Source organism: Dyadobacter sp. 676, assembly GCF_040448675.1.
Taxonomy (GTDB): domain Bacteria; phylum Bacteroidota; class Bacteroidia; order Cytophagales; family Spirosomataceae; genus Dyadobacter.
This window is the reverse complement of record NZ_CP159289.1, coordinates 1,856,668-1,875,361: the sequence shown is the minus strand read 5'-3', so window position 1 is coordinate 1,875,361 and position 18,694 is coordinate 1,856,668. Positions and strand designations below refer to the sequence as shown.

Sequence of the window (18,694 nt, the reverse complement as noted above, 5' to 3'; positions counted from 1 at the left end):
AAATATGAAAACTCTGTTCAGACATTTCGCGTATTATGCCATTGCAGCCCTGCTATTCGGCACGACGTTAAGCTCCTGCAAGGAAGAGGATATCGGCAACGTGGATGATATTAAAGGACTTGGCGGCGACGAGTGGGTAGAAGGCCCTGTCGACCGGTGGATCCATGACAGCCTCGTTGTGCCGTATAATATATCGGCCAAATATAAATGGGACCAGTTCGAGTTCGGAAACCTTACCAAAAACCTGGTTCCGCCCGACGAAGCACAGGTAATCCCGTTGCTCAGTACGATTCGCAAAGCATGGACCAACCCTTATGTGGAGGAAGCAGGGAAGGTGTTTTATAATAAATACTCTCCCAAGTTCTTCATCCTTTCGGGAAGTAACGAGTATAACTCGGAAGGTTCCATCACACTTGGAACCGCGGAAGGCGGCCGTAAGGTGATCTTATATGGGGTAAACCTGTTCAAGATCAAGGGAATGCAGGGGTATGATCCGGCGAGGGATTCTTCGTTCGTAAAAGACTGGTTCCTGCATACGATCCATCACGAATTCGGACATATTTTGCATCAAACCGTGTTGTACCCGGTCGAGTACAAGAATATTTCGAAATCGTATTACCAGGGTGGTAACTGGATCAACTGGTCGGATGCGGATGCGCGCCGCGACGGTTTCATTACGGCTTACAGCTCTTCGAGTTTTGATGAGGATTTTGTGGAAATGATCGCGATGATGTTAACCGAAGGGAAGGCCGGTTTCGACAGGCTGGTTAATTCCATCCCGGAAGGAACGAGCCCCCACGGCGTAACAAAGGCGCAGGCGCAGGCCGCATTGCGGCAAAAAGAGGCTATTATTGTAGCTTATTACAAAAACACCTGGAAAATTGATTTTTACAGTCTTCAGAAAAGGGTGCGGACTTCGATGAATAAACTTTTTTAACGCCAGATGAAGAAATCTCTTTTTTTACCTGCTGTTTCTGACCGTTGTTTTCTTCTCCTGCGAGAACAGCGACGATACGGTTTTTGAAGAATCGGCGGATGTGCGTCTGAATGCGGCATTGGCCTCATATGAAAAGCAGCTCGTCGAAGCGCAATACGGCTGGAATGCGGTCATTTATCCGGGTGGGGGAGGCAGCTACGGCTTTTACTTTAAGTTTGACGATAAAAACCGGGTGACAATGTTCTCCGATTTCACGAGTGAAGCGGCAGCGAAGCCAAAGGAAAGCAGCTACCGCTTAAAGGCCATGCAAACGCCTTCGCTGATCTTCGATACCTATTCCTACCTCCACGTGCTGGCCGATCCCGACGAGGAAGTGAACAACGGCGTGCGGGGTGAAGGACTGCTATCCGATTTCGAATTCAGCATTTATCCCGACTCGGTGAAAACCGACGTGATCACTCTCGTAGGCCGTAAAAACCAGAGCCGGCTGGTGCTTACCCGGGCAACTCAGGCGCAGGCGACTGCCTATGCGAAAGGGGATATGGCAAAGGGACTGCTATTCCATAATATTGCCAGATACCAGCCGTACTTCAAACGCGTTACGCTGGGAGCGAATACCTATGAAGTTACGGTGAACCAAAGAACGAGGACTATCAAACTTACCTGGTTGAACGGAAGTACGCCTAAGACTTTTACAACAAACTACTACTTCACTACTTCGGGCCTGGCATTCGTGTCCCCGCTTGTAAATGGTTCACAAACGATCACAGGTTTTGGAAATATTACCTGGAATGCTAATACGACGCAGCTGGCGTTTTCGGGCGGGGGGGCAAATGGAACGCTTGTGAGTGCTATCAAACCCATATCCGTAGATCTGGCGGCGGCAAAAAGATGGTGGCAAGCTCCCATTGAATCTGGTGGCGACTGGCGATCGGAGAAGGGGTTTCATGTCAACGGAGTAGACGACGCGTTTAAGCTTAGCGAGTTGAAGTCGGGTGACTCTCCTTATGTATTTTACCTGTTCCAGCCTGCTGCAACCTCTCAGTTTGATTTTGTGGCGCCGATATTCTATGACGGCAAGAATATCTATTACGACTATGGCCATGCGGTTGCTCCAACATTTACGTCCGACGGCAGAGTGAAATTCGAGGAAGTAGGGAAGATACTCAACCCTCCAACGACCGGCCCGGCCGCGGAATCGATCAAATTGCTTTACGAAGCCAGCGGTTTTTATCTGATTCAGACATCCGAAACTACGTACGACATGGTGAGTGCTAAGGATGCGAAGGCTTGGATTACATGGGAATAAAGCAGGCTTACCAATACCTCCCGTTGTTTCGTGCAAACCAATAACCCCGCCAGAATATACGCAGATGGTTAATGAGGGTCGGGATAAAACCGAAGTGCTTTGCAAGTACCCTGAAACGATCGGTGAGCGACCGGCGATGACTTTTGACGGACAATCCACCTAAAAGGTAACGGCACAGAATGAATGGCAGAAATTGTATGCGCTCCGCGCGTTTGAGGCAGGCGATCTCCCAGTCGATGTCGGCGCTGAGGTTTTGAAATTCATAAAGCGGGGCAATGGCCTTTTTCGCGATGAATGCCTGATGACAAACTTTCATTCCCAATGCGAAATCCTGCCAACGGAGGTTTGCAGGCAATGTATGGGGGGTAAAATGACTGCGCAGGCCCACTTCGGTTCCGTCTTCACGGACCATCATGGCGTCGCTGTAATAAACATCTGCTCCGGTTTGCAGCGAAGTCAGTAAGGTTCGGAGGACGTTCGTATCAAAAACTTCGTCGCCTGCATTCAGGAACCACAGATATTGGCCCGAGGCGAATTGCAGTCCCTTGTTCATGGCGTCATAAAGTCCTTTGTCCCTTTCGGAAATGACTTTGGAAATAAACCCAAACCGGGCGGCAATGCTCAGCGTCTGATCGGTGGAGCCGCCGTCTATGATCAGATATTCGATCCGCACGGGAGAATGCACGTGATGCAATGCGTTTTCGACACTTTTCAACGTGCGCTCAATGTATTTCCCGGCCTGATAAGTGACAGTGACGATCGTGAGTAACGGGCTTTTATCCATGACACAGCGATTGATAAAGTTGAGAATATTGCCCCGCAACCACTTTTTCCGAATAGTATTGCATTGCTTTTTCACGGGCATTCCGCGACACAGTTCCGTCGCCATTGTGTTCCAGGACCCATTGAATGCCCTCCGAAAGCGAGGGGGACGATCGGGACGTCGATACGAAGCCGCTTCCCAGGTGCCCGATCATTTCCGGAATACCCCCTGTGTCGAACCCTACGGCTGGTGTACCGCATGCCATCGCTTCCATAATAGTATTCGGGAGATTGTCTTCCAGCGACGGTACTACCAGCATGTCGGCCGCATTGTAGGCTTGCACCATTTTGTTCGCATCCGAAATTTTGCCGAGGAAATGCGTTTTTACAGGCATATCCTTAAAGTTTTCGGGTTGTCCTTTACCAAGAATCATCACTTCGATATCGGCTAGTTCGGGATGGCGCATGGCTTCGCGGAAATAGGAAAAACCTTTGCGCGGGTCTTGGGTGTTCGCACCAGCGAAGAGCAGCAACTTTTTATCGGCCGGCAGACCGAAGGCTTTTCTCGCATCCGTGCGGTCACCGGGCATGAAAAAATCGGTATCGATGCAGTTGGGTATCGTTAGTGAGCGGAGCCCGGTCGTCAGGGTAGCTTTTTGAACGAGGTTATCCAGCCACCGGCTCGGTGAAACGAGCGTCAGGTCGGCATTTTGATAAAGTTTCAGTTTCTTTTCGAATTGGGCAAAAGCTATGTCGTATTCGCCCGGCTTTTTGAGATAGGGGCAATAACAACAATGCGAGAGGTAGCGTTCGCAACCGCGGTTATAGTGACATCCGCCGGTGAATGTCCACATATCGTGTAGCGTCCAGACGACCGGCTTTCCCAGCGTAAAAAGTTTTTCGAGCGATTGAAGGGACAGAAATCCGAAATTGATCCAGTGTAAATGGATAATACTGGCCTGTTTCACGAGCGGATGCCCGCTGATGTCGGCACCGATTGCCGCAGGAGAAAATGCGAAACGCACGGACCTGTCTTTTTCATATGGAAGAAAATTTAGTCGTTCCAGCACAAAATTCCCCCATGCCTTTTTCGACTTCCACGAATCGTCGGCCCAGGCCGTGGTTTGCGGATCGGGGCGGGACGTTTGGGAAACCATCAGACGCGAGTCGGTACCGGCATCGAGCAGCGCCTGATGTAACCTCGCCGCAGCGACCCCGGCACCACCTTCCCAATGAAAAGTACTCAGTTGAAGCACCATTTGATCGCTATCGATAACTTATATTCTGGCAAGACAAACATTTTAAGTGGGTAAAATTAATAGTTCTGCCTTTAAATAATTTTTATCCGATGAAACTATCTTTATCGCAAAATCAGTAACCCCGGGGACATGTCAAGCGAAAAACGAAGCCATGAAGCGCATTCGGAATGGTATGAATTGCAATTTTCCACGCAGGAGGCCAAAAACAAGGTCATTGAAATGTGGGAATATGACAACGCACACCAGACCATCAACCACTGGCTTCACAAGCGCATGTTGGAGTTGACCGATCCGTTTGTCCAGGAAAAGAAATCGTGGCTGACGGTAGGGGATGGTTACGGGTTCGATGCCAACCATTTTTTTCGCAAAGGGCTGGATGCCACCGCCAGCGATATTGCGGGGACGTTTCTGCCGATGTCGAAGGAACGGGGTTTTATCGATAAATATTCCGTTGAAAACGTCGAGCACCTCACCTTCGCCGACAACAGTTTCGACTATGTTTTCTGCAAGGAAGCGTATCACCACTTTCCGCGCCCGTACCTGGGTGTGTACGAGATGTTGCGCGTCGCACGCGAGGCCGTCATCCTCGTGGAGCCGCATGATCCGATCTCCAAAATGCCTCTTCTCCTTGCGCTGAGAAATATTTTCGATCGCTTCGATACCAAAGCATTGCAGAAATACTGGAAAAACAGGTATTCATTCGAGACCGTAGGGAACTATGTTTTCAAACTCTCGGAGCGGGAAATGGACAAGCTCGCAAACGGAATCGGTTTACCGGCAGTTGCTTTTAAGGGCATCAATAACAATTACTATCATCCGTCCTACGGGCGCGAAAAGGCGGACGACTCAAGCCCGGCATTCCGGAAGATCAAACGCAAGCTCGCATTCCATAATTTTCTTGTCAAAGCTTCCCTGATGCCATCGCAGGTGCTTTGCGCAGTGATTTTTAAGAAATTACCCTCGGAGCAGGTAATGAAAGCGATGAAGCGAGAGGGGTTCCAGGTACATATTTTTCCACCTAATCCATATGCACGGTGATCAGGTTGTGTTTTTCTGCTTAAAACCGGCGTGCTCGATAGCATTGCTACGCCTTGTTCTGTAAATGCGAATGGCAGATACTTGATATGACGGCCCCTGCCCTTTTCTAAGGTCACAATTTGTGACCTTAAAGATTTGAACTCTTCCGCTGTCAGCTCAAACATAAAATCTTCGGGAAACCGCTCGATATTCCTTCTGACAGCCTGCTTTAATACTTTTGTTTCAATTTCATACAGTTGGGCCAAGTCAAAATCGAGCATGACTTTGCTTCCATGCAGCGTAAAACTTTGTTTTGAATAATCAGTAATTCCATAGAGTTGAAGACGATAGTATCAGTACTTTATTTGAATACGTTCAAATAAAGCTTTGGTAACGCAGTTGCCGATAATTTTTTGGTGGCCTGAAATATGCCTAGTTTTATGCCCCAACATTCATTAATGTACCTTCCATGTTACCCGGATCAGATGTCAGGATTGCCGTTATCGGACTTGGTTATGTCGGTTTGCCGTTGGCGGTCGCTTTCAGCGGGAAGTATCCCGTGACGGGATTCGATATCGATGAAAGGCGTATTCAGGAGTTAAAGGACGCCTACGACCATACCAAGGAGATTCCACGACAGGATTTGCAGAAGGCCGTTAACCTCAAATTCTCTTCGGACGAGTCGGTATTGAAGAAATGCAACGTATTCATCGTTACGGTACCTACGCCGGTCGATCATTACAAAAAGCCTAACCTGACCCACTTGCTCAAAGCAAGCGAGATGATCGGGCAAATGCTTAAAAAAGGAGATGTGGTGATCTATGAGTCGACGGTGTACCCCGGTTGCACGGAAGATGACTGCGTCCCGGTGCTGGAACGCGAAAGCGGCCTTCGGTTCAATGAGGACTTCTTTTGTGGTTACTCTCCCGAGCGGATCAACCCGGGCGATAAGATCAATACCTTTACGAAAATTAAAAAGGTTACGTCCGGCTCGACACCGGAAGTGGCGCGATTTGTGGATGGCCTGTATGCGTCGGTGATCGAAGCGGGGACACACCCGGCATCCAGCATTAAAGTCGCGGAAGCATCGAAAGCCATCGAGAATGCGCAGCGCGATGTAAATATCTCGTTCGTTAACGAGCTGGCGCTGATTTTCGACCGTATGAATATCGACACAACAGAAGTGCTCGAAGCGGCAGCTACCAAATGGAACTTCCTGAAATACAAACCCGGACTGGTAGGAGGGCATTGCATTGGCGTGGACCCTTACTATCTGGCCTATAAAGCAGAATCATTGGGTTATTACCCGCAGGTAATTCTTTCTGGCCGAAGGGTAAATGATATGATGGGTGTTTTTGTGGCTAACAAGCTCGTCAAACTGATGATCCGAAAGGGGCACAGGATAGAAGGCAGCCGTGTGCTCATTCTGGGCATTACATTTAAGGAAAACTGCCCGGACATCCGCAATACACGTGTTATCGACGTCTTTCGCGAGCTGACCGACTTTGGAATGAAAGTGGACGTCCATGACCCGTGGGCGTCGGGTGAGCAGGTGCTGGCGGAATACGACATCGCGCTGCTGGATAGGCCCGTAGGAAAGTATGAAGCCGTCGTACTTGCCGTGGCACACCAGGAGTTCCGGTCGATGGAATTTACGGAGTTTACGGCGTCCGACTCGGTGATATACGACCTGAAATCGGTTCTACCCCAGGAAATGGTCGATTCGCGACTTTGAAGGAGGCTATTCGCGCCAACCGAAGATATTCAGTTGAAGGTCCATCACATCGTTACCCCGGTAGCGGTGGTTCACAAACGGGCGAAGCCGGTGCTGGTTGGTGTCTATATAATAGCGGAAGCCGTTTTCTTCGAATATCTTCACTACGTCGGCGAGGCCTTGCGGGTTGCCGATGTAGGAGTGAAACTCCACAAACAGGTTCTGCACATGTGCAAGCGAGCCGCGGCAATCGTTCAGGACATCGATTTCCGCTCCTTCAATGTCGATTTTCAGGAAGTCGATCCTCGTTTCTTTTTTCAGGTATCCTTTGAGTCTTATGGAATCGATTTTGCGCTTTTGGGATGTGGAGTAAATAGAGGATGAGTCCGCCGACTCGCTGCCGAACCAGATACCGTCCTCGTTAGTCCAAACAGCCTTGTCGATGATTTCCACATCATTAACCCCATTGGCTTCCAGATTGCGCCGCAACAGCGACGCGATCGCCGGTTCCGCTTCGAACGCAAGGAGCCTTGCGTGGGGGTATAGTTTTTTGAAATACAGAACGCTCATTCCAATATTCGCTCCGCAGTCGAAAATAACAGGCTGTGGCTGTGTTGTTTCGAAATAATAGAACTCGTCTGCGAAAATTTCCTTGTGCTGCCAGAGAAACGACATGGCGTCGGGCACGTTCAGCCTGAAACCATTGAACGCCACTTCGGTCAACTGGTAGCGCGGGCGGTTGCCGTATTTAAACAGCAGCCCCATAAACTCCCGGTTCGGGGCGGAACTGAGCGCGTGGTAAGGTTCTTTAAGCAGGTAGCGAAGCCAGTACATATTGGTTCTCTGATCAAATGCCGTATTTGACCCGGTTTTTTATTTTTAAAAGGAATGGCAACTTGTAATAGTCTTTAAATATCCGGATGATATTTTCATCCGGCATGAGGTCGGCTGGCATAGCGACATTCCCCTCGATCATTTCCTGACCATATCCCGACGATTTAAATGTAAAATTAGTCCCGCTGCCATCGGTTCCGATGTTCCTGATTTTGGAATGGACGGGGTAGAGTCCGTACGCCTGATTCCGGAACTGCGAATAAGTCCAGCGGATCGCCCAGGAGTCGATTATCCCCTGTTGCTGTTTGGCGAGCATGGGCCAGAGGTCCCCGCCACCGCGGTTGAATGCTTTCTGCTTCCCCGGATCGTTTTTCAGGGCCGCAAAATCTGTCACCTGCCAATCGGCTTTCGCCCATTTGTGCGCCCACGTGCCCCACCCCCACGAACTCGCGCGTGGTACAAGATATACGCCATGCGGATAATTTTGAGGGAATTGAACAGGCGGAGTATAGCCGCTGACGGAAAAAATGTCCTCGCGTTGGGCATACACATCGAGCGCCTGGTTCATGAACGAAAGAAAATCCGAAGTGCTGAGCATGTCGTCTTCGAGTACGATCGCTTTCGGGTATTGGGAAAGCACCTGACCGACCCCCTCTATGACCGAGGCGGCGAGGCCTTTATTTTTTTCGGCTTCAAAAATTGTTATCTTTTTAAAGCCTTTGATCCCAGTAAGAAACTGTCTTACCTCGCGGATTGCCTGCGCATCCTGCTCGCGTTTCGGTCCGTCGGAAAACACAAAGAGCTCACTTTCGGAAGCCAATGCGTTCGTTTGCAGACTTTCCACAGTCTGACGCAAATGTAACGGACGATTATAGCAAAAAAGAACAACAGGGGCGTAAAAGCGCATCGGGATCGCGAGTATCGGATTTTCCAATTACAAAAGTAGGCTGATTCGTTTCCAAATCACAATAAAACACAAAGTAGCAAAAAGTCAGGACGCAGCATTTTGCTGGTCAAACAATGCTACCTTTGCAGAATAACTGTCGTTCAAGTCGTTGAAGATTATATGCGTGATGGGCGCCCGGCCTAATTTTGTCAAGGTGGCGGCGCTGTACAGGGCCTTTACAAAACACCCGGAGTTTTCCGTTAAATTGCTTCACACGGGGCAGCATTACGACGACGTGATGTACCGTGTTTTTTTGAGACAGTTGAGTCTTCCTGATCCGGATTTTTCTCTAAACATCCGTGGCGGTTCGCATACGGAGCAAACTGCGAATATCATGCTGGGTTTCGAAAAGATCCTTCTGAACGAGCGACCAGATATGGTATTTGTCGTGGGCGACGTCAATTCGAGTTTGGCTTGTGCCCTTGTTGCGGTAAAAGAGGCGGTGAAGGTAGCTCATATAGAGGCCGGCTTACGGAGCGGTGATAAGGCAATGCCGGAAGAAATAAACAGAATCCTGATAGATCACATTTCCGATGAGCTCTTCGTGTCGGAAATGTCGGCCGTAGCGAACTTGCAAAGTGAAAATATCGGGGCGGACAAGATTCATTTTGTCGGCAATGTGATGATCGATTCCCTTATTTACTGTAAGGGTCGCGCAATGGAGTTGTCGGTATTCGAGCGCCTGGGTTTAAAAAGCAATGCCTATTTCGTCATGACGATGCATCGGCCGTCCAATGTGGATTCGTCCCAGGCATTGATTGAGTTGATAGGTTTGATAGAGGCCGTCAGTAACCTCGGAGCGGTGGTTTTTCCCGTTCACCCACGTACAAAATCCAGTTTAATACGCCATGGTTTTTGGGACAAGGTTCAGCGAATAAATGGATTGATATTGCTTGCGCCGCAGGGATATCTGGAATTTTTCAATTTGGTGGCTAATGCTATTCTGGTAATAACGGACTCCGGTGGTGTTCAGGAAGAAACTACTTTTCTGGATGTTCCTTGTGTGACGTTCAGGGCAAACACCGAGCGCCCGGCTACCACCGAAGGAGGAAGCAACTACCTGGTTGGTGGCGTTGCAGCAGTCGATACAGCAATAGGTATTATCAAGAAAATTCTTAACGAGGAAAAAAAGCAAACTTCATTGCCGCCGCTATGGGACGGATTTGCTTCGGAACGCATTGCGGAGATAGTAAAGAAAAAGTATACAAAATAAATCATAGTGGGAATAATTGTTCGACAAAGTCTGAAGGCCGGATTAGGCTCTTATATTGGAGTTGGCATTGGTATCATCAATCAAATGTATGTGTCTACCAAATTTTTATCGGTAGAGGAACTGGCTTTAACCCGCCTTCTTTTTGAGAATAGTTTACTTTTTGCCGCTTTCGCACATTTAGGTACTCCTTTTATTGCCGATAAGTTCTTTAATAAATTCCGGAACGATAAACTTGGGCATAATGGAATATTGCCGTTTATATTAGGGCTTCCTTTTGTAGGGGGGATGCTATTCACGATTTTGTATCTGCTTTGTTCGAATTGGATTAGGGAATATTACTCCGAAAATTCACCCCTTTTGTTGAAATACCACATCTTGGTGATACCGCTTACATTGTTTTGGCTCTATTTGTCGGTACTTGAGGCTTATTGCCGCAACAATGCCCGAATTGCCGTTCCCAATTTTATTCGCGAGGTTTTTTTAAGGCTAGCCAATGTATTGATAATTCTTATCTATGGATTTGGTTGGATAAATTTCGAATTGATGCTCACTCTGGTAATTGCTTCATATGGATTGGGCGTCGTCTCGTTGATTGTCTACATCAAACAACTTGGCAGGTGGTATTGGTATAGACCCAACCGGAAAATCCTCACCTGGACTCTCTTTCGCGATATGCTGGCTTATGGAACGTTTACCATCCTGGGTGGAATAGGTGTAAATCTGATGCTGTTTATCGATCGCTCGATGTTGGCTGGCGAACGTGGCCTTATTCAGACGGGCATATTTATTATTGCCGCCTATATTGCAGGCGTAATAGAAATTCCAAAAAAGGCAATCGCACAAATATCCATTCCATTGCTGGCGACTTCGCTGAGTAAAGGGGATAATGGCTACGTTCAGGAAGTCAACAGTAAATCGGCACTGAATCAACTGATTGCCGGAGGGCTGATTTTTTTACTAATATGGAGTAGCATTGACGAGATTTTCTACCTTATTCCCAAGGGTGAGACTTACAGGGAAGGAAAACTTGTGGTTCTTTTTCTTGCGCTGGTCAAAGTGTTTGATACCGGAACAGGCCTTAACACAGAGATTATTCTATATTCCAGGTTTTTTAAGTATGCAACCTACCTTATTGTTGGATCGGCTGTTTTTGGCTTTGTATTAAATGTGCTACTTATTCCCCGTTATGGATTCGTCGGTGCGGCGATAGCCACAATGGTAACGACATTCTTTTATTCTCTTTCCAGATTAATTGTAGTCTGGCGTAAATTCCATATACAGCCTTTTTCAACAGGTACGCTGAAAGTTATTCTGGTTTTGACTGTACTTTACCTCGCCACGTATCTGGAACCGGCTTATACCATATCAAAATGGTCGGCAATGGCCGCCATTTTACTTAGGTCTGCATTTCTGTGCTTCGTATTTATTATACTGATTCTAAAATTAAGAGTGTCAAAGGAAATAGAGATGATCTTTAATAATGTAAAGCGACGCTTGCTGTAAGGAGATTGCCCGTATATCCGAAGTCGGTAATCAATTGTTGGCCGATAAGAATTCCGTGTGAACGAAGCGGTTTAATCACCACATAGAAACAGATGGGGATGTCATCGGTATGTTGAGTAGGGTATCAAACAAGCATATCGCGGAAACGAATTCTCCTCGCACTTTGAAGGCGTTCCTTAATAAAGCCGGAATCTCTCAGATATATGGTATTCTGCGCACCTGTTGTCGAAACCTCTTGGAGGTTTCTTTTGAATGCATCGTAGCTGTGCGGTATAAATCCCAGGGACAATAACTTGTCGTGAAGATAGTTTTGGCCAAATTCGTATTGATCCGACAGGCCGTTTGTTTCCATAATGATAACTTTCAAATCGGGGCTGGCAAGTGTATCAGGAGCGCCATTGATCACATTGGCTTCAAATCCTTCCACATCGATTTTCAGAAAACTAGCTTTTTTTGCCGGTCAGAAGGTGATCCAGCGTATCCACATGCACTTTGGTAGTAGCCCCGTGCAGGTCGTTTTCATTGCTGACGACATGGTTTGTGGCATCCAGATTGCTGGTAAATACGAGCGTTTCCTCTTTATCGCCTACGCCAAGATTACGCAAATCCACCCGGTCCAGCAAAGCGTTGTAAGCAATGTTTCTTCGGAGTTTGGAAAATGTGGAGGGTATCGGTTCGAAAGCGATTGCGTCCGCGCCAGCTACACCTGCGGCGAGCAGGGTATAAACTCCCACATTGGCGCCTACATCGACAAAAGTATCGCCCGGGCGTAGATAATGCATTAGAAAGAGCATTTCATGCAGGTCGTAGAGCCCTGTATATATTTGAAGTTCAGCGCTCGACATCCCTTTTTCCACAACAAGGGATGTGTCTTCGACAAACGGGTATACAATGGGATGTCGGTGCAAACGAATGATTATCCCCCTTTTAAAGAATGTCAGCAAGGCTGCAAGTTTCTGGTGCTGATTCAACGGATGGCTCAGAATCGTCTTGATCGTTTTTAACTTCATTAAGCTCTTTGAGGTTTTGCAGCGTCGCTGAAAAAATTTAGGCTGCTAATGTAGTATATTTGCCCGCTGTAAGCAAAACGTTCGGAAGTCGCCCTACACGCATCGTTCAATCGTGGCAGGGGCAGATACAATGAGATGATCCAATTATTAAAAAAGCGTAGCTGGGACTTACTCAATGCCGTGGGCTTGGGGGGGAGGTATCCAGTTGTATATCGATAGTGCCCTGAAACAATACGGCTGGTTCCGGAGCTTTTCACAGAGAATGTCTGTGGATGCCAACGGCGATCCGATTCCTTGGTATACTTACTCATTCATTTTTTTTCTGGAACCGCGATTGAATGCGACCTTCCGGGTATTTGAATACGGCTCGGGAAATTCTACCCGCTGGTACAGCAAAAGAGTGCATTCAATTAATGCAGTTGAGCATGATCACGAATGGATCAAGATCATTGCTCCAAAGCTTCCCGATAATGTCAAACTTGTTGAAAGGTCCCTGGGTAAATCGTATGTGGAGGCGGTGAGAGAGGTTGGTGCCAAATTTGACATTATTATTGTCGACGGACGGCAGCGCGTTAAATGTGTGAACTACGCGGTGAATTATCTCACACCCGAGGGAGTGTTGATTTTGGACAATTCGGAGCGCTACTGGTACCAGGAGGCGAAGGATTTGCTGTATGCGAACGGTTTCCGGAGCTTGGATTTTCGTGGTATGGGCCCTATTGTTGGTTACGAATTTTGTTCAAGTGTGTTTTACAGGGATGGAAATTGCCTGGGGATATAACTTCCGGAATTAGTAGGCGACCATCAGACTGCCCTCTTTAACCAGCTTTTCGCCCGATAAGATACGGAACGGATAATTGCCGGAAGGTACAAGTTCATTTCTATACTTGCCGTCCCACTCTGTTGTGTATCCCTGCGAATAATAAATCACTTCACCCCACCGATTGAAAATATAAATGCGTAGTTTTTCTATTCTTTCGGCATTGTAAATTTTCCATGTATCGTTTTTGCCGTCCTGGTTGGGGGTAAAAATATCCGGTACCCAGAGGCTGGATGTCTGCTCCGGAGGGTTAACACAGTTTCTGATTTCGAGTGTTTTATCCAGTTCAAATGCGGATGGTTGGGTGAAGCAGGTCGGGTCGAAAGCGACAGCTACATTTACCTTTATCTGGTAGCCGGACTTTCGCTCTTCTGTTTTTAGCAGCAGTACCGATGAGGATTCTGATTGCGCGACATCATCTACTTTCCACCTGAAAACGGAGCCCGGTTTGTCGGAAACAACTTTTAAAGAGACACTCTCGCCGCCACATATTTGACTCCTATCAACGACGAGCTGCCCTGTTGAGGGGACGGACGGAACGTTCAGACCTTTATATAAGGCTTCGATTTCTTCTTTATTCAATGGGCGGTTATAAAGGTGGATATCGTCTATGCGTGCACTCGAGGCTTGTCCGTAATTGTTGCGGGCGCCAATCATGGCCCGCACCGTACCCGTTCCGTAGAACGCCGTCTTTCCGTTCGCGCTGTTGGAGCAAACCATCCTTCCGTTGACGTAGAAAGTGTAATTATTGTCGTCTTTTACCAATACGAGATGATACCATTGCTTGATGGGTTCCACCGACGGTCCCGAGCAAAGGATATTGTCGGCAACGCCCAGATAACAGCCGTGTGAGAAGCCGGTATGACGATCATTTGAATAATGGTCTCCAAAAAGAATATGCTGATCGCCATAGTCGCTTCCGACAGAAAACAGAAACATGGCGGTCGTGAGGGCGGGAGCCGCATTGGGATTAGCCCACAGCGAATAGGTGAAATTGTTGAGTTGCAAACCATCGGGGCTTATTTCGATCATGTCGTCGAACCCGTCAAATTCGTAAGCCGAATTAGCATTGCCGAAGCGGTCGGTAGCCAGTTTGGCGCCAGATACGCGGCCATGATTTGCAACCGGACTGTAATCCATGGCATTTCCCGAAAAAGGATAACAACCAATCAGGCCGCGTTCGAGATCGGCCTGGGCGTATGTCGCGGAATTGAGGCAAATGATAGAGAATAGGATGGTAACCCTGCGAATCAGGTTCATAGTTTTAAACAAGATAACCTTGACTATATGAATGAGAGAGGAAAGATCAGGAATTTTTCCCTCTTGAAGAAGGGAGGGTGCCCTGTGGGTGTTAAAAAGTATCAAAAGTTTACTTCATAGGTAACTTTATCGCATCCGATACCGCCAATACGTTTTTTAAAACCAGCCAGGGCGGGTTTTTCGTAACCAAGATGGTCGAGCGAAATGCCCAGATCCAGGATTTGAACTCTGTTATCCCTGCCAAATTGATACGCCGCTTCAAAAAGCATAAGCGACGGGCTGAGCGCACCGAATTCGGGCAGGAAACCCGAAAGAAAATGGTACAACACGGTATCGCTTACACGTACCATCAATGCAGCGGCCACTGGCTGTTCTCGATTCCAGGTTACCAGGGAGAGATAGTTATCAGGTGCACACCGGGCAATGTGTGCTATCCCCTCCGGAGTGACCGGTAGTTTGTAGCCTTGCATCGCATAGGATCGACAGAGCGTCGGCGTTGCCGAAATGTCACAAGTACCTGTTTTCATGCTCACCCGCAAGCCACTCCTTTTGCCTTTTGATAACCGCCGTCTCTCCGATGGCTCAATTATTTGCTCAAAAGGTCTGTTGTCGATTGGAATATAATGATTAGAATAGGTATGATTGGGTAAAAAACCGGCGGCGAGGTAGCTTTGATGACAAAGTTGATGCACGGCAGGGTCGTAACATGACGGGGCGGTTTTGATGGTCAATGAATGCCCGCCACGGGCGCTTACCCATTCACGGACACAGGAAAGCAGGAACGTCAATTGTCGCCCGCAGCAAAATGGTGAAGGCAACACCCCTCCGAACGGCGAGATGGGAAGCGAAATCCAGGTGTGGTGGACTGGCATACAATGAAATACGGCCAAAATGCCACCAGACTCTTTGGATGTAAGAATAAATGAATAAATTGGGTCTGAAGTCCTGAGCAGGAGATATTCCCGGCGGAAAAACAGCCACGGAACGGTCGTGGGAAAGGGGGCTTCCGGCATTGGAAATACGTCCACGATGCTGTCGTTATCGGTCCAGGAGCAAAGAGAAGTGCGTGTAATATTACTGCTGATCGGGCCCAAAAGTTATAGTATGTGCGTTATATGTACTCAGATCAAGGAATTTGATAAAATATTGATATACTAATTTGATATTTTTTATGTTTAATACAATGCTGATTACTATTTTTGTTAATTCATCAAATCAGTTCAATCTGAATGTACAAAATTGTACTGGTTGGTAATCAGGATATTCAAAAGAAGGGCAATCATAAAGCTGGAAATTGTTTGTCCGGATTAATTTGACACCAGTATTTTTTACATCCATTGGACCCAACCCATCCATGAAACACATACTGATCGCCGAAGACCACGCTGTGGTAAGAATCGGTACCAAACACCTCCTCAAATCACTAATTCCGGATTCGACGATTTCGGACGTTGACGATTTTGACAAAATTCTTCAGGAACTCGAGACGAAGGCTTATGACCTCCTGATCCTGGACATTAATATCCCCGGCGGTAACACTACCAAAATGGTCGAGACCATTCGTGCCAAATCGCCGGGTATCAGGATACTCATGTTTTCGAGCTACGACGAGCAGTTGTACGGCTTGATGTACCTTCAGGCAGGTGCGGACGGCTACCTCTCCAAAGATGCGCCCGAAGAAGAATTCAAAACGGCCGTTATGAGCGTTCTGAACAACAAAAAGTATATGAGCGAAGATATGCAACAAATGAATATCAATCGCCTCATTAACCCGAAAGAATACATGCCGGACCCGATCGTGAGCCTTTCGCCCCGCGAGACCGACGTGATGAACCTTTTGAAGGAAGGATTAGGTACCGCAAAAATTGCAGAGAAATTGAACTTGCAGCTTTCGACAGTGAGTACTTACAAAGCCCGGATTTTTGAAAAACTGGGCGTGAAGAACATTGTAGAGCTGATCACGAAGATCAAGTAATGCTTTTCTTGCCATATTGAAAAAGGTTTCTGTACCAGGTGCAGAAACCTTTTTTTATAAAAAACAATGAAGTGAAATCCATGCGCAAGCTGAGCGTAGACGAAATGGACCGGCTTACGGTCGAGGAATTCAGGGAGGCGGACAAGTTTCCGCTGGTGATCGTACTGGACAATATCCGCAGCCTGAATAACATCGGGTCGTTTTTCCGGACGGCGGATGCATTCAGAGCTGAGAAAATAATGCTTTGTGGCTATACCCAGCAGCCACCGCACCGCGAGATCACCCGGAGCGCGTTGGGAGCTGAAATGTCGGTGAAATGGGAGAAATGCCCCAGCGCGGCGGAGGCTGTTGCCGGCTTGAAATCGCAGGGATATAAAGTCTGGTGTGTGGAACAGGCAGAAGGAAGTGTTTTGCTCCAACATTTTGAGCCCGATCCGGCGTTTCCGTACGCATTCGTATTTGGGAATGAGGTGGAAGGCGTGGACAATGCGGCGATCGAGGCTTCTGATGGTTGTGTAGAAATTCCGCAGTTCGGAACGAAACATTCTTTCAATGTGTCGGTTTCTGCCGGGATCGTATTGTGGGATTATGTGCGGAAAAAGATAACATAAATATAATACGAAAAATTTGCTATTATTAAATTAATAATTGGTATTTGTAGGTTATTGTCTGATGACAATTTGACGCGTTGCACCTCCTTTAGGGGGCCGGGCTCCATGTATCATTAATGAATTTTAATATCAGATTTATGAAATCCGCTACCAAGAAGTTATCGACAGAGATTGCTGAAACACTTACCGGAAAAATTGAAGCAGTAACTGCCGGTTCGAAGAAAATAAAGAAATCGATCGAGAAAGCGGCTGCGAAGCTGGCCAAGAAAGTGGCCAAGTTTGAGAAAGAAACGCAAAAGAAGAAAGCCAAAGAAGCAAAAAACGCGGAGAAGAAGGCAAAAAAGGATAAAAAGGTGAAAGAGCCGAAGGCGGACAAGGCAAAGGTAGCGGCATTGGTAGCGGAAGCTTCATCCAAAGCGCCGGTAGCGGCTCCCACAAAACCTACGGTAGGCAAGGAAGCCAGCGCTCCGAAACCGGCGGCCAAAGCCGCGGCCCCAAAACCGGCAGCGCCGAAAGCCGCACCGGCCCGACCCGTGGCAAAACCGGCTGAGCCAAAAGCGGAAGCCGCGGCAGTTCCTGCACCTGAAAAGGCATAAAAGCGACTTTAATGCATGCAAATGCCCTGTGCCGGTTACCCGGTGCAGGGCATTTTTGGTATCAGCGCGTCCGGCCGATGGTTACGAGCAGCCGCCCGGTAAGCCCCTTTTCCGCGCGATGCGAAAAATAATCGTGGTTGTGAATAACCGTCGAATAGGGGGACACCTCTATGTTTTCGGGTTTCACACCGCAGCGGATCAGCTGGTCGCGGTTCGATGTTTTCAGGTCGACAAAAAATTTACCGGCATTTTCATCCCAGCGCTTGTACGCTGGGGCGAAATGTTGCGAAACGTCATCGCCCACTTCAAAACTGCGTTCGTCGATGCAGGTACCGACATAACCGACACAATTTTCGGCTCTCGTACCATAGTTGGCTGTCATGGCGGCCAGGGTCTTTCCGACAATCCCGCCGACGGTGCCGCGCCATCCCGCATGAATAGCCGCCACGGCGCCTGTTGCGGGATCATGCACAAGAATTGGCGTGCAATCCGCTACTGTAACTGCCAGCTGGATGCCTTTTACGTTGGTTACCAACGCGTCGAAATCCTCGAAACGGCCCGGCTCGGTGACCGTAACAACGTCGGTGCCGTGCACCTGATGCGCTTTGGCGACGTTTTCGAAAGGAATACCCAATGCTCCGAAAAATATCAGATTGTTTTGCATGATATTTTCAGGAGTGTCCTGTGAACCGCCGAGGTTCAGCGAGGCATAATGGCCTGTGCTTACGCCACCGTGGCGGGTACTTTCGGCGGTAACCAATCCGGGATATTTATCGAAGATCCGTGGTTTACGGAACAAGAGCGGTTTTTCTTCGGTCGTATGGGAAGCAAGCATTCGTCGGGGAGTTATGGAAACAGTACCAAAATTAAACGATCGCATTGCCAGATTCATTTCCGGCCGAATTTATTTTAAGGCGAAGCGGTTATT

The 18,694-nt window shown here is 47.9% G+C and carries 19 protein-coding genes and 1 pseudogene; 10 read left to right on the top strand and 10 right to left on the bottom strand.

Annotated features, from left to right (window positions below):
- The first annotated feature begins 4 nt into the window (after window positions 1-4).
- Together ABV298_RS08515 and ABV298_RS08510 are read left to right on the top strand one after the other, a co-directional pair.
- The gene (locus tag ABV298_RS08515) at window positions 5-937 is read left to right on the top strand and encodes a putative zinc-binding metallopeptidase (RefSeq protein WP_353721719.1); all 933 of its coding nucleotides are present in this window, start codon (window positions 5-7) and stop codon (window positions 935-937) included.
- 28 nt (window positions 938-965) lie between these two features.
- Window positions 966-2,246: a DUF4302 domain-containing protein gene (locus ABV298_RS08510; RefSeq protein WP_353723158.1), complete on the top strand. Its 1,281-nt coding sequence runs from the start codon at window positions 966-968 to the stop codon at window positions 2,244-2,246.
- 7 nt (window positions 2,247-2,253) lie between these two features.
- Here the strand turns inward: ABV298_RS08510 and ABV298_RS08505 are convergent, their stop codons facing one another.
- Window positions 2,254-3,030: a glycosyltransferase family 2 protein gene (locus tag ABV298_RS08505; protein ID WP_353721718.1), complete on the bottom strand. Its 777-nt coding sequence runs from the start codon at window positions 3,028-3,030 to the stop codon at window positions 2,254-2,256.
- Window positions 3,023-4,267 carry a glycosyltransferase family 4 protein gene (locus tag ABV298_RS08500; RefSeq protein ID WP_353721717.1) on the bottom strand — a complete coding sequence of 415 codons (1,245 nt, stop codon included), beginning with the start codon at window positions 4,265-4,267 and terminating at the stop codon, window positions 3,023-3,025. Before ABV298_RS08500 ends, ABV298_RS08505 begins: the two co-directional genes overlap by 8 nt.
- Before the next feature lie 129 nt (window positions 4,268-4,396).
- On the opposite strand from ABV298_RS08500, the gene ABV298_RS08495 reads away from it, so the two are divergent.
- Window positions 4,397-5,305, top strand: coding sequence for a class I SAM-dependent methyltransferase (locus ABV298_RS08495; RefSeq protein ID WP_353721716.1), 909 nt, complete (start codon window positions 4,397-4,399; stop codon window positions 5,303-5,305).
- Between the two features lie 92 nt (window positions 5,306-5,397).
- On the opposite strand, the pseudogene ABV298_RS08490 reads toward ABV298_RS08495, so the two are convergent.
- Window positions 5,398-5,565, bottom strand: a pseudogene (locus tag ABV298_RS08490) (ORF6N domain-containing protein); the annotation flags it as partial.
- 188 nt (window positions 5,566-5,753) lie between these two features.
- On the opposite strand from ABV298_RS08490, the gene ABV298_RS08485 reads away from it, so the two are divergent.
- Complete coding sequence (locus ABV298_RS08485) at window positions 5,754-7,019, top strand: nucleotide sugar dehydrogenase (RefSeq protein ID WP_353721715.1); 1,266 nt, start codon at window positions 5,754-5,756, stop codon at window positions 7,017-7,019.
- A gap of 6 nt (window positions 7,020-7,025) precedes the next feature.
- Here the strand turns inward: ABV298_RS08485 and ABV298_RS08480 are convergent, their stop codons facing one another.
- Both ABV298_RS08480 and ABV298_RS08475 read right to left on the bottom strand, forming a co-directional pair.
- Complete coding sequence (locus tag ABV298_RS08480; RefSeq protein ID WP_353721714.1) at window positions 7,026-7,832, bottom strand: FkbM family methyltransferase; 807 nt, start codon at window positions 7,830-7,832, stop codon at window positions 7,026-7,028.
- Between the two features lie 13 nt (window positions 7,833-7,845).
- Entirely contained in the window at window positions 7,846-8,739 is an 894-nt protein-coding gene (locus ABV298_RS08475; RefSeq protein ID WP_353723157.1) for a glycosyltransferase, read from the bottom strand.
- Window positions 8,740-8,887: 148 nt separating this feature from the next.
- Between ABV298_RS08475 and wecB the strand changes: the two genes are divergently transcribed.
- A complete protein-coding gene (gene wecB / locus ABV298_RS08470) occupies window positions 8,888-9,991 on the top strand; it encodes a UDP-N-acetylglucosamine 2-epimerase (non-hydrolyzing) (RefSeq protein ID WP_353721713.1) in 1,104 nt (367 codons plus the stop codon).
- A 6-nt stretch (window positions 9,992-9,997) separates the two neighbouring features.
- Window positions 9,998-11,494 (top strand): polysaccharide biosynthesis C-terminal domain-containing protein, encoded by a 1,497-nt coding sequence (locus ABV298_RS08465; RefSeq protein ID WP_353721712.1) that lies wholly within the window; start codon window positions 9,998-10,000, stop codon window positions 11,492-11,494.
- A 124-nt stretch (window positions 11,495-11,618) separates the two neighbouring features.
- On the opposite strand, the gene ABV298_RS08460 is transcribed toward ABV298_RS08465, so the two are convergent.
- Window positions 11,619-11,921 (bottom strand): hypothetical protein, encoded by a 303-nt coding sequence (locus ABV298_RS08460; protein ID WP_353721711.1) that lies wholly within the window; start codon window positions 11,919-11,921, stop codon window positions 11,619-11,621.
- A 16-nt stretch (window positions 11,922-11,937) separates the two neighbouring features.
- Complete coding sequence (locus ABV298_RS08455; RefSeq protein WP_353721710.1) at window positions 11,938-12,504, bottom strand: FkbM family methyltransferase; 567 nt, start codon at window positions 12,502-12,504, stop codon at window positions 11,938-11,940.
- 175 nt (window positions 12,505-12,679) lie between these two features.
- Between ABV298_RS08455 and ABV298_RS08450 the strand changes: the two genes are divergently transcribed.
- A complete protein-coding gene (locus ABV298_RS08450) occupies window positions 12,680-13,285 on the top strand; it encodes an FkbM family methyltransferase (RefSeq protein WP_353721709.1) in 606 nt (201 codons plus the stop codon).
- A 9-nt stretch (window positions 13,286-13,294) separates the two neighbouring features.
- Here ABV298_RS08450 and ABV298_RS08445 read toward each other — a convergent pair whose 3' ends face one another.
- Window positions 13,295-14,584, bottom strand: a complete 1,290-nt coding sequence (locus ABV298_RS08445; RefSeq protein WP_353721708.1) for a LamG-like jellyroll fold domain-containing protein — start codon at window positions 14,582-14,584, stop codon at window positions 13,295-13,297.
- A 101-nt stretch (window positions 14,585-14,685) separates the two neighbouring features.
- Window positions 14,686-15,678 (bottom strand): GNAT family N-acetyltransferase, encoded by a 993-nt coding sequence (locus ABV298_RS08440; RefSeq protein ID WP_353721707.1) that lies wholly within the window; start codon window positions 15,676-15,678, stop codon window positions 14,686-14,688.
- A gap of 260 nt (window positions 15,679-15,938) precedes the next feature.
- Here ABV298_RS08440 and ABV298_RS08435 point away from each other — a divergent pair, with 260 nt between their 5' ends.
- The 3 genes from ABV298_RS08435 to ABV298_RS08425 all read left to right on the top strand — a co-directional run bounded on the left by ABV298_RS08435 (window position 15,939) and on the right by ABV298_RS08425 (window position 17,766).
- Window positions 15,939-16,559, top strand: coding sequence for a response regulator transcription factor (locus tag ABV298_RS08435; protein WP_019942185.1), 621 nt, complete (start codon window positions 15,939-15,941; stop codon window positions 16,557-16,559).
- Between the two features lie 80 nt (window positions 16,560-16,639).
- A complete protein-coding gene (locus ABV298_RS08430) occupies window positions 16,640-17,170 on the top strand; it encodes an RNA methyltransferase (protein ID WP_353721706.1) in 531 nt (176 codons plus the stop codon).
- A 137-nt stretch (window positions 17,171-17,307) separates the two neighbouring features.
- Window positions 17,308-17,766, top strand: a complete 459-nt coding sequence (locus ABV298_RS08425) for a histone H1/H5 family protein, HCT subfamily (RefSeq protein ID WP_353721705.1) — start codon at window positions 17,308-17,310, stop codon at window positions 17,764-17,766.
- 61 nt (window positions 17,767-17,827) lie between these two features.
- On the opposite strand, the gene pgeF is transcribed toward ABV298_RS08425, so the two are convergent.
- The gene (gene pgeF / locus ABV298_RS08420; protein WP_353721704.1) at window positions 17,828-18,601 is read right to left on the bottom strand and encodes a peptidoglycan editing factor PgeF; all 774 of its coding nucleotides are present in this window, start codon (window positions 18,599-18,601) and stop codon (window positions 17,828-17,830) included.
- Between the last annotated feature and the right edge of the window lie 93 nt (window positions 18,602-18,694).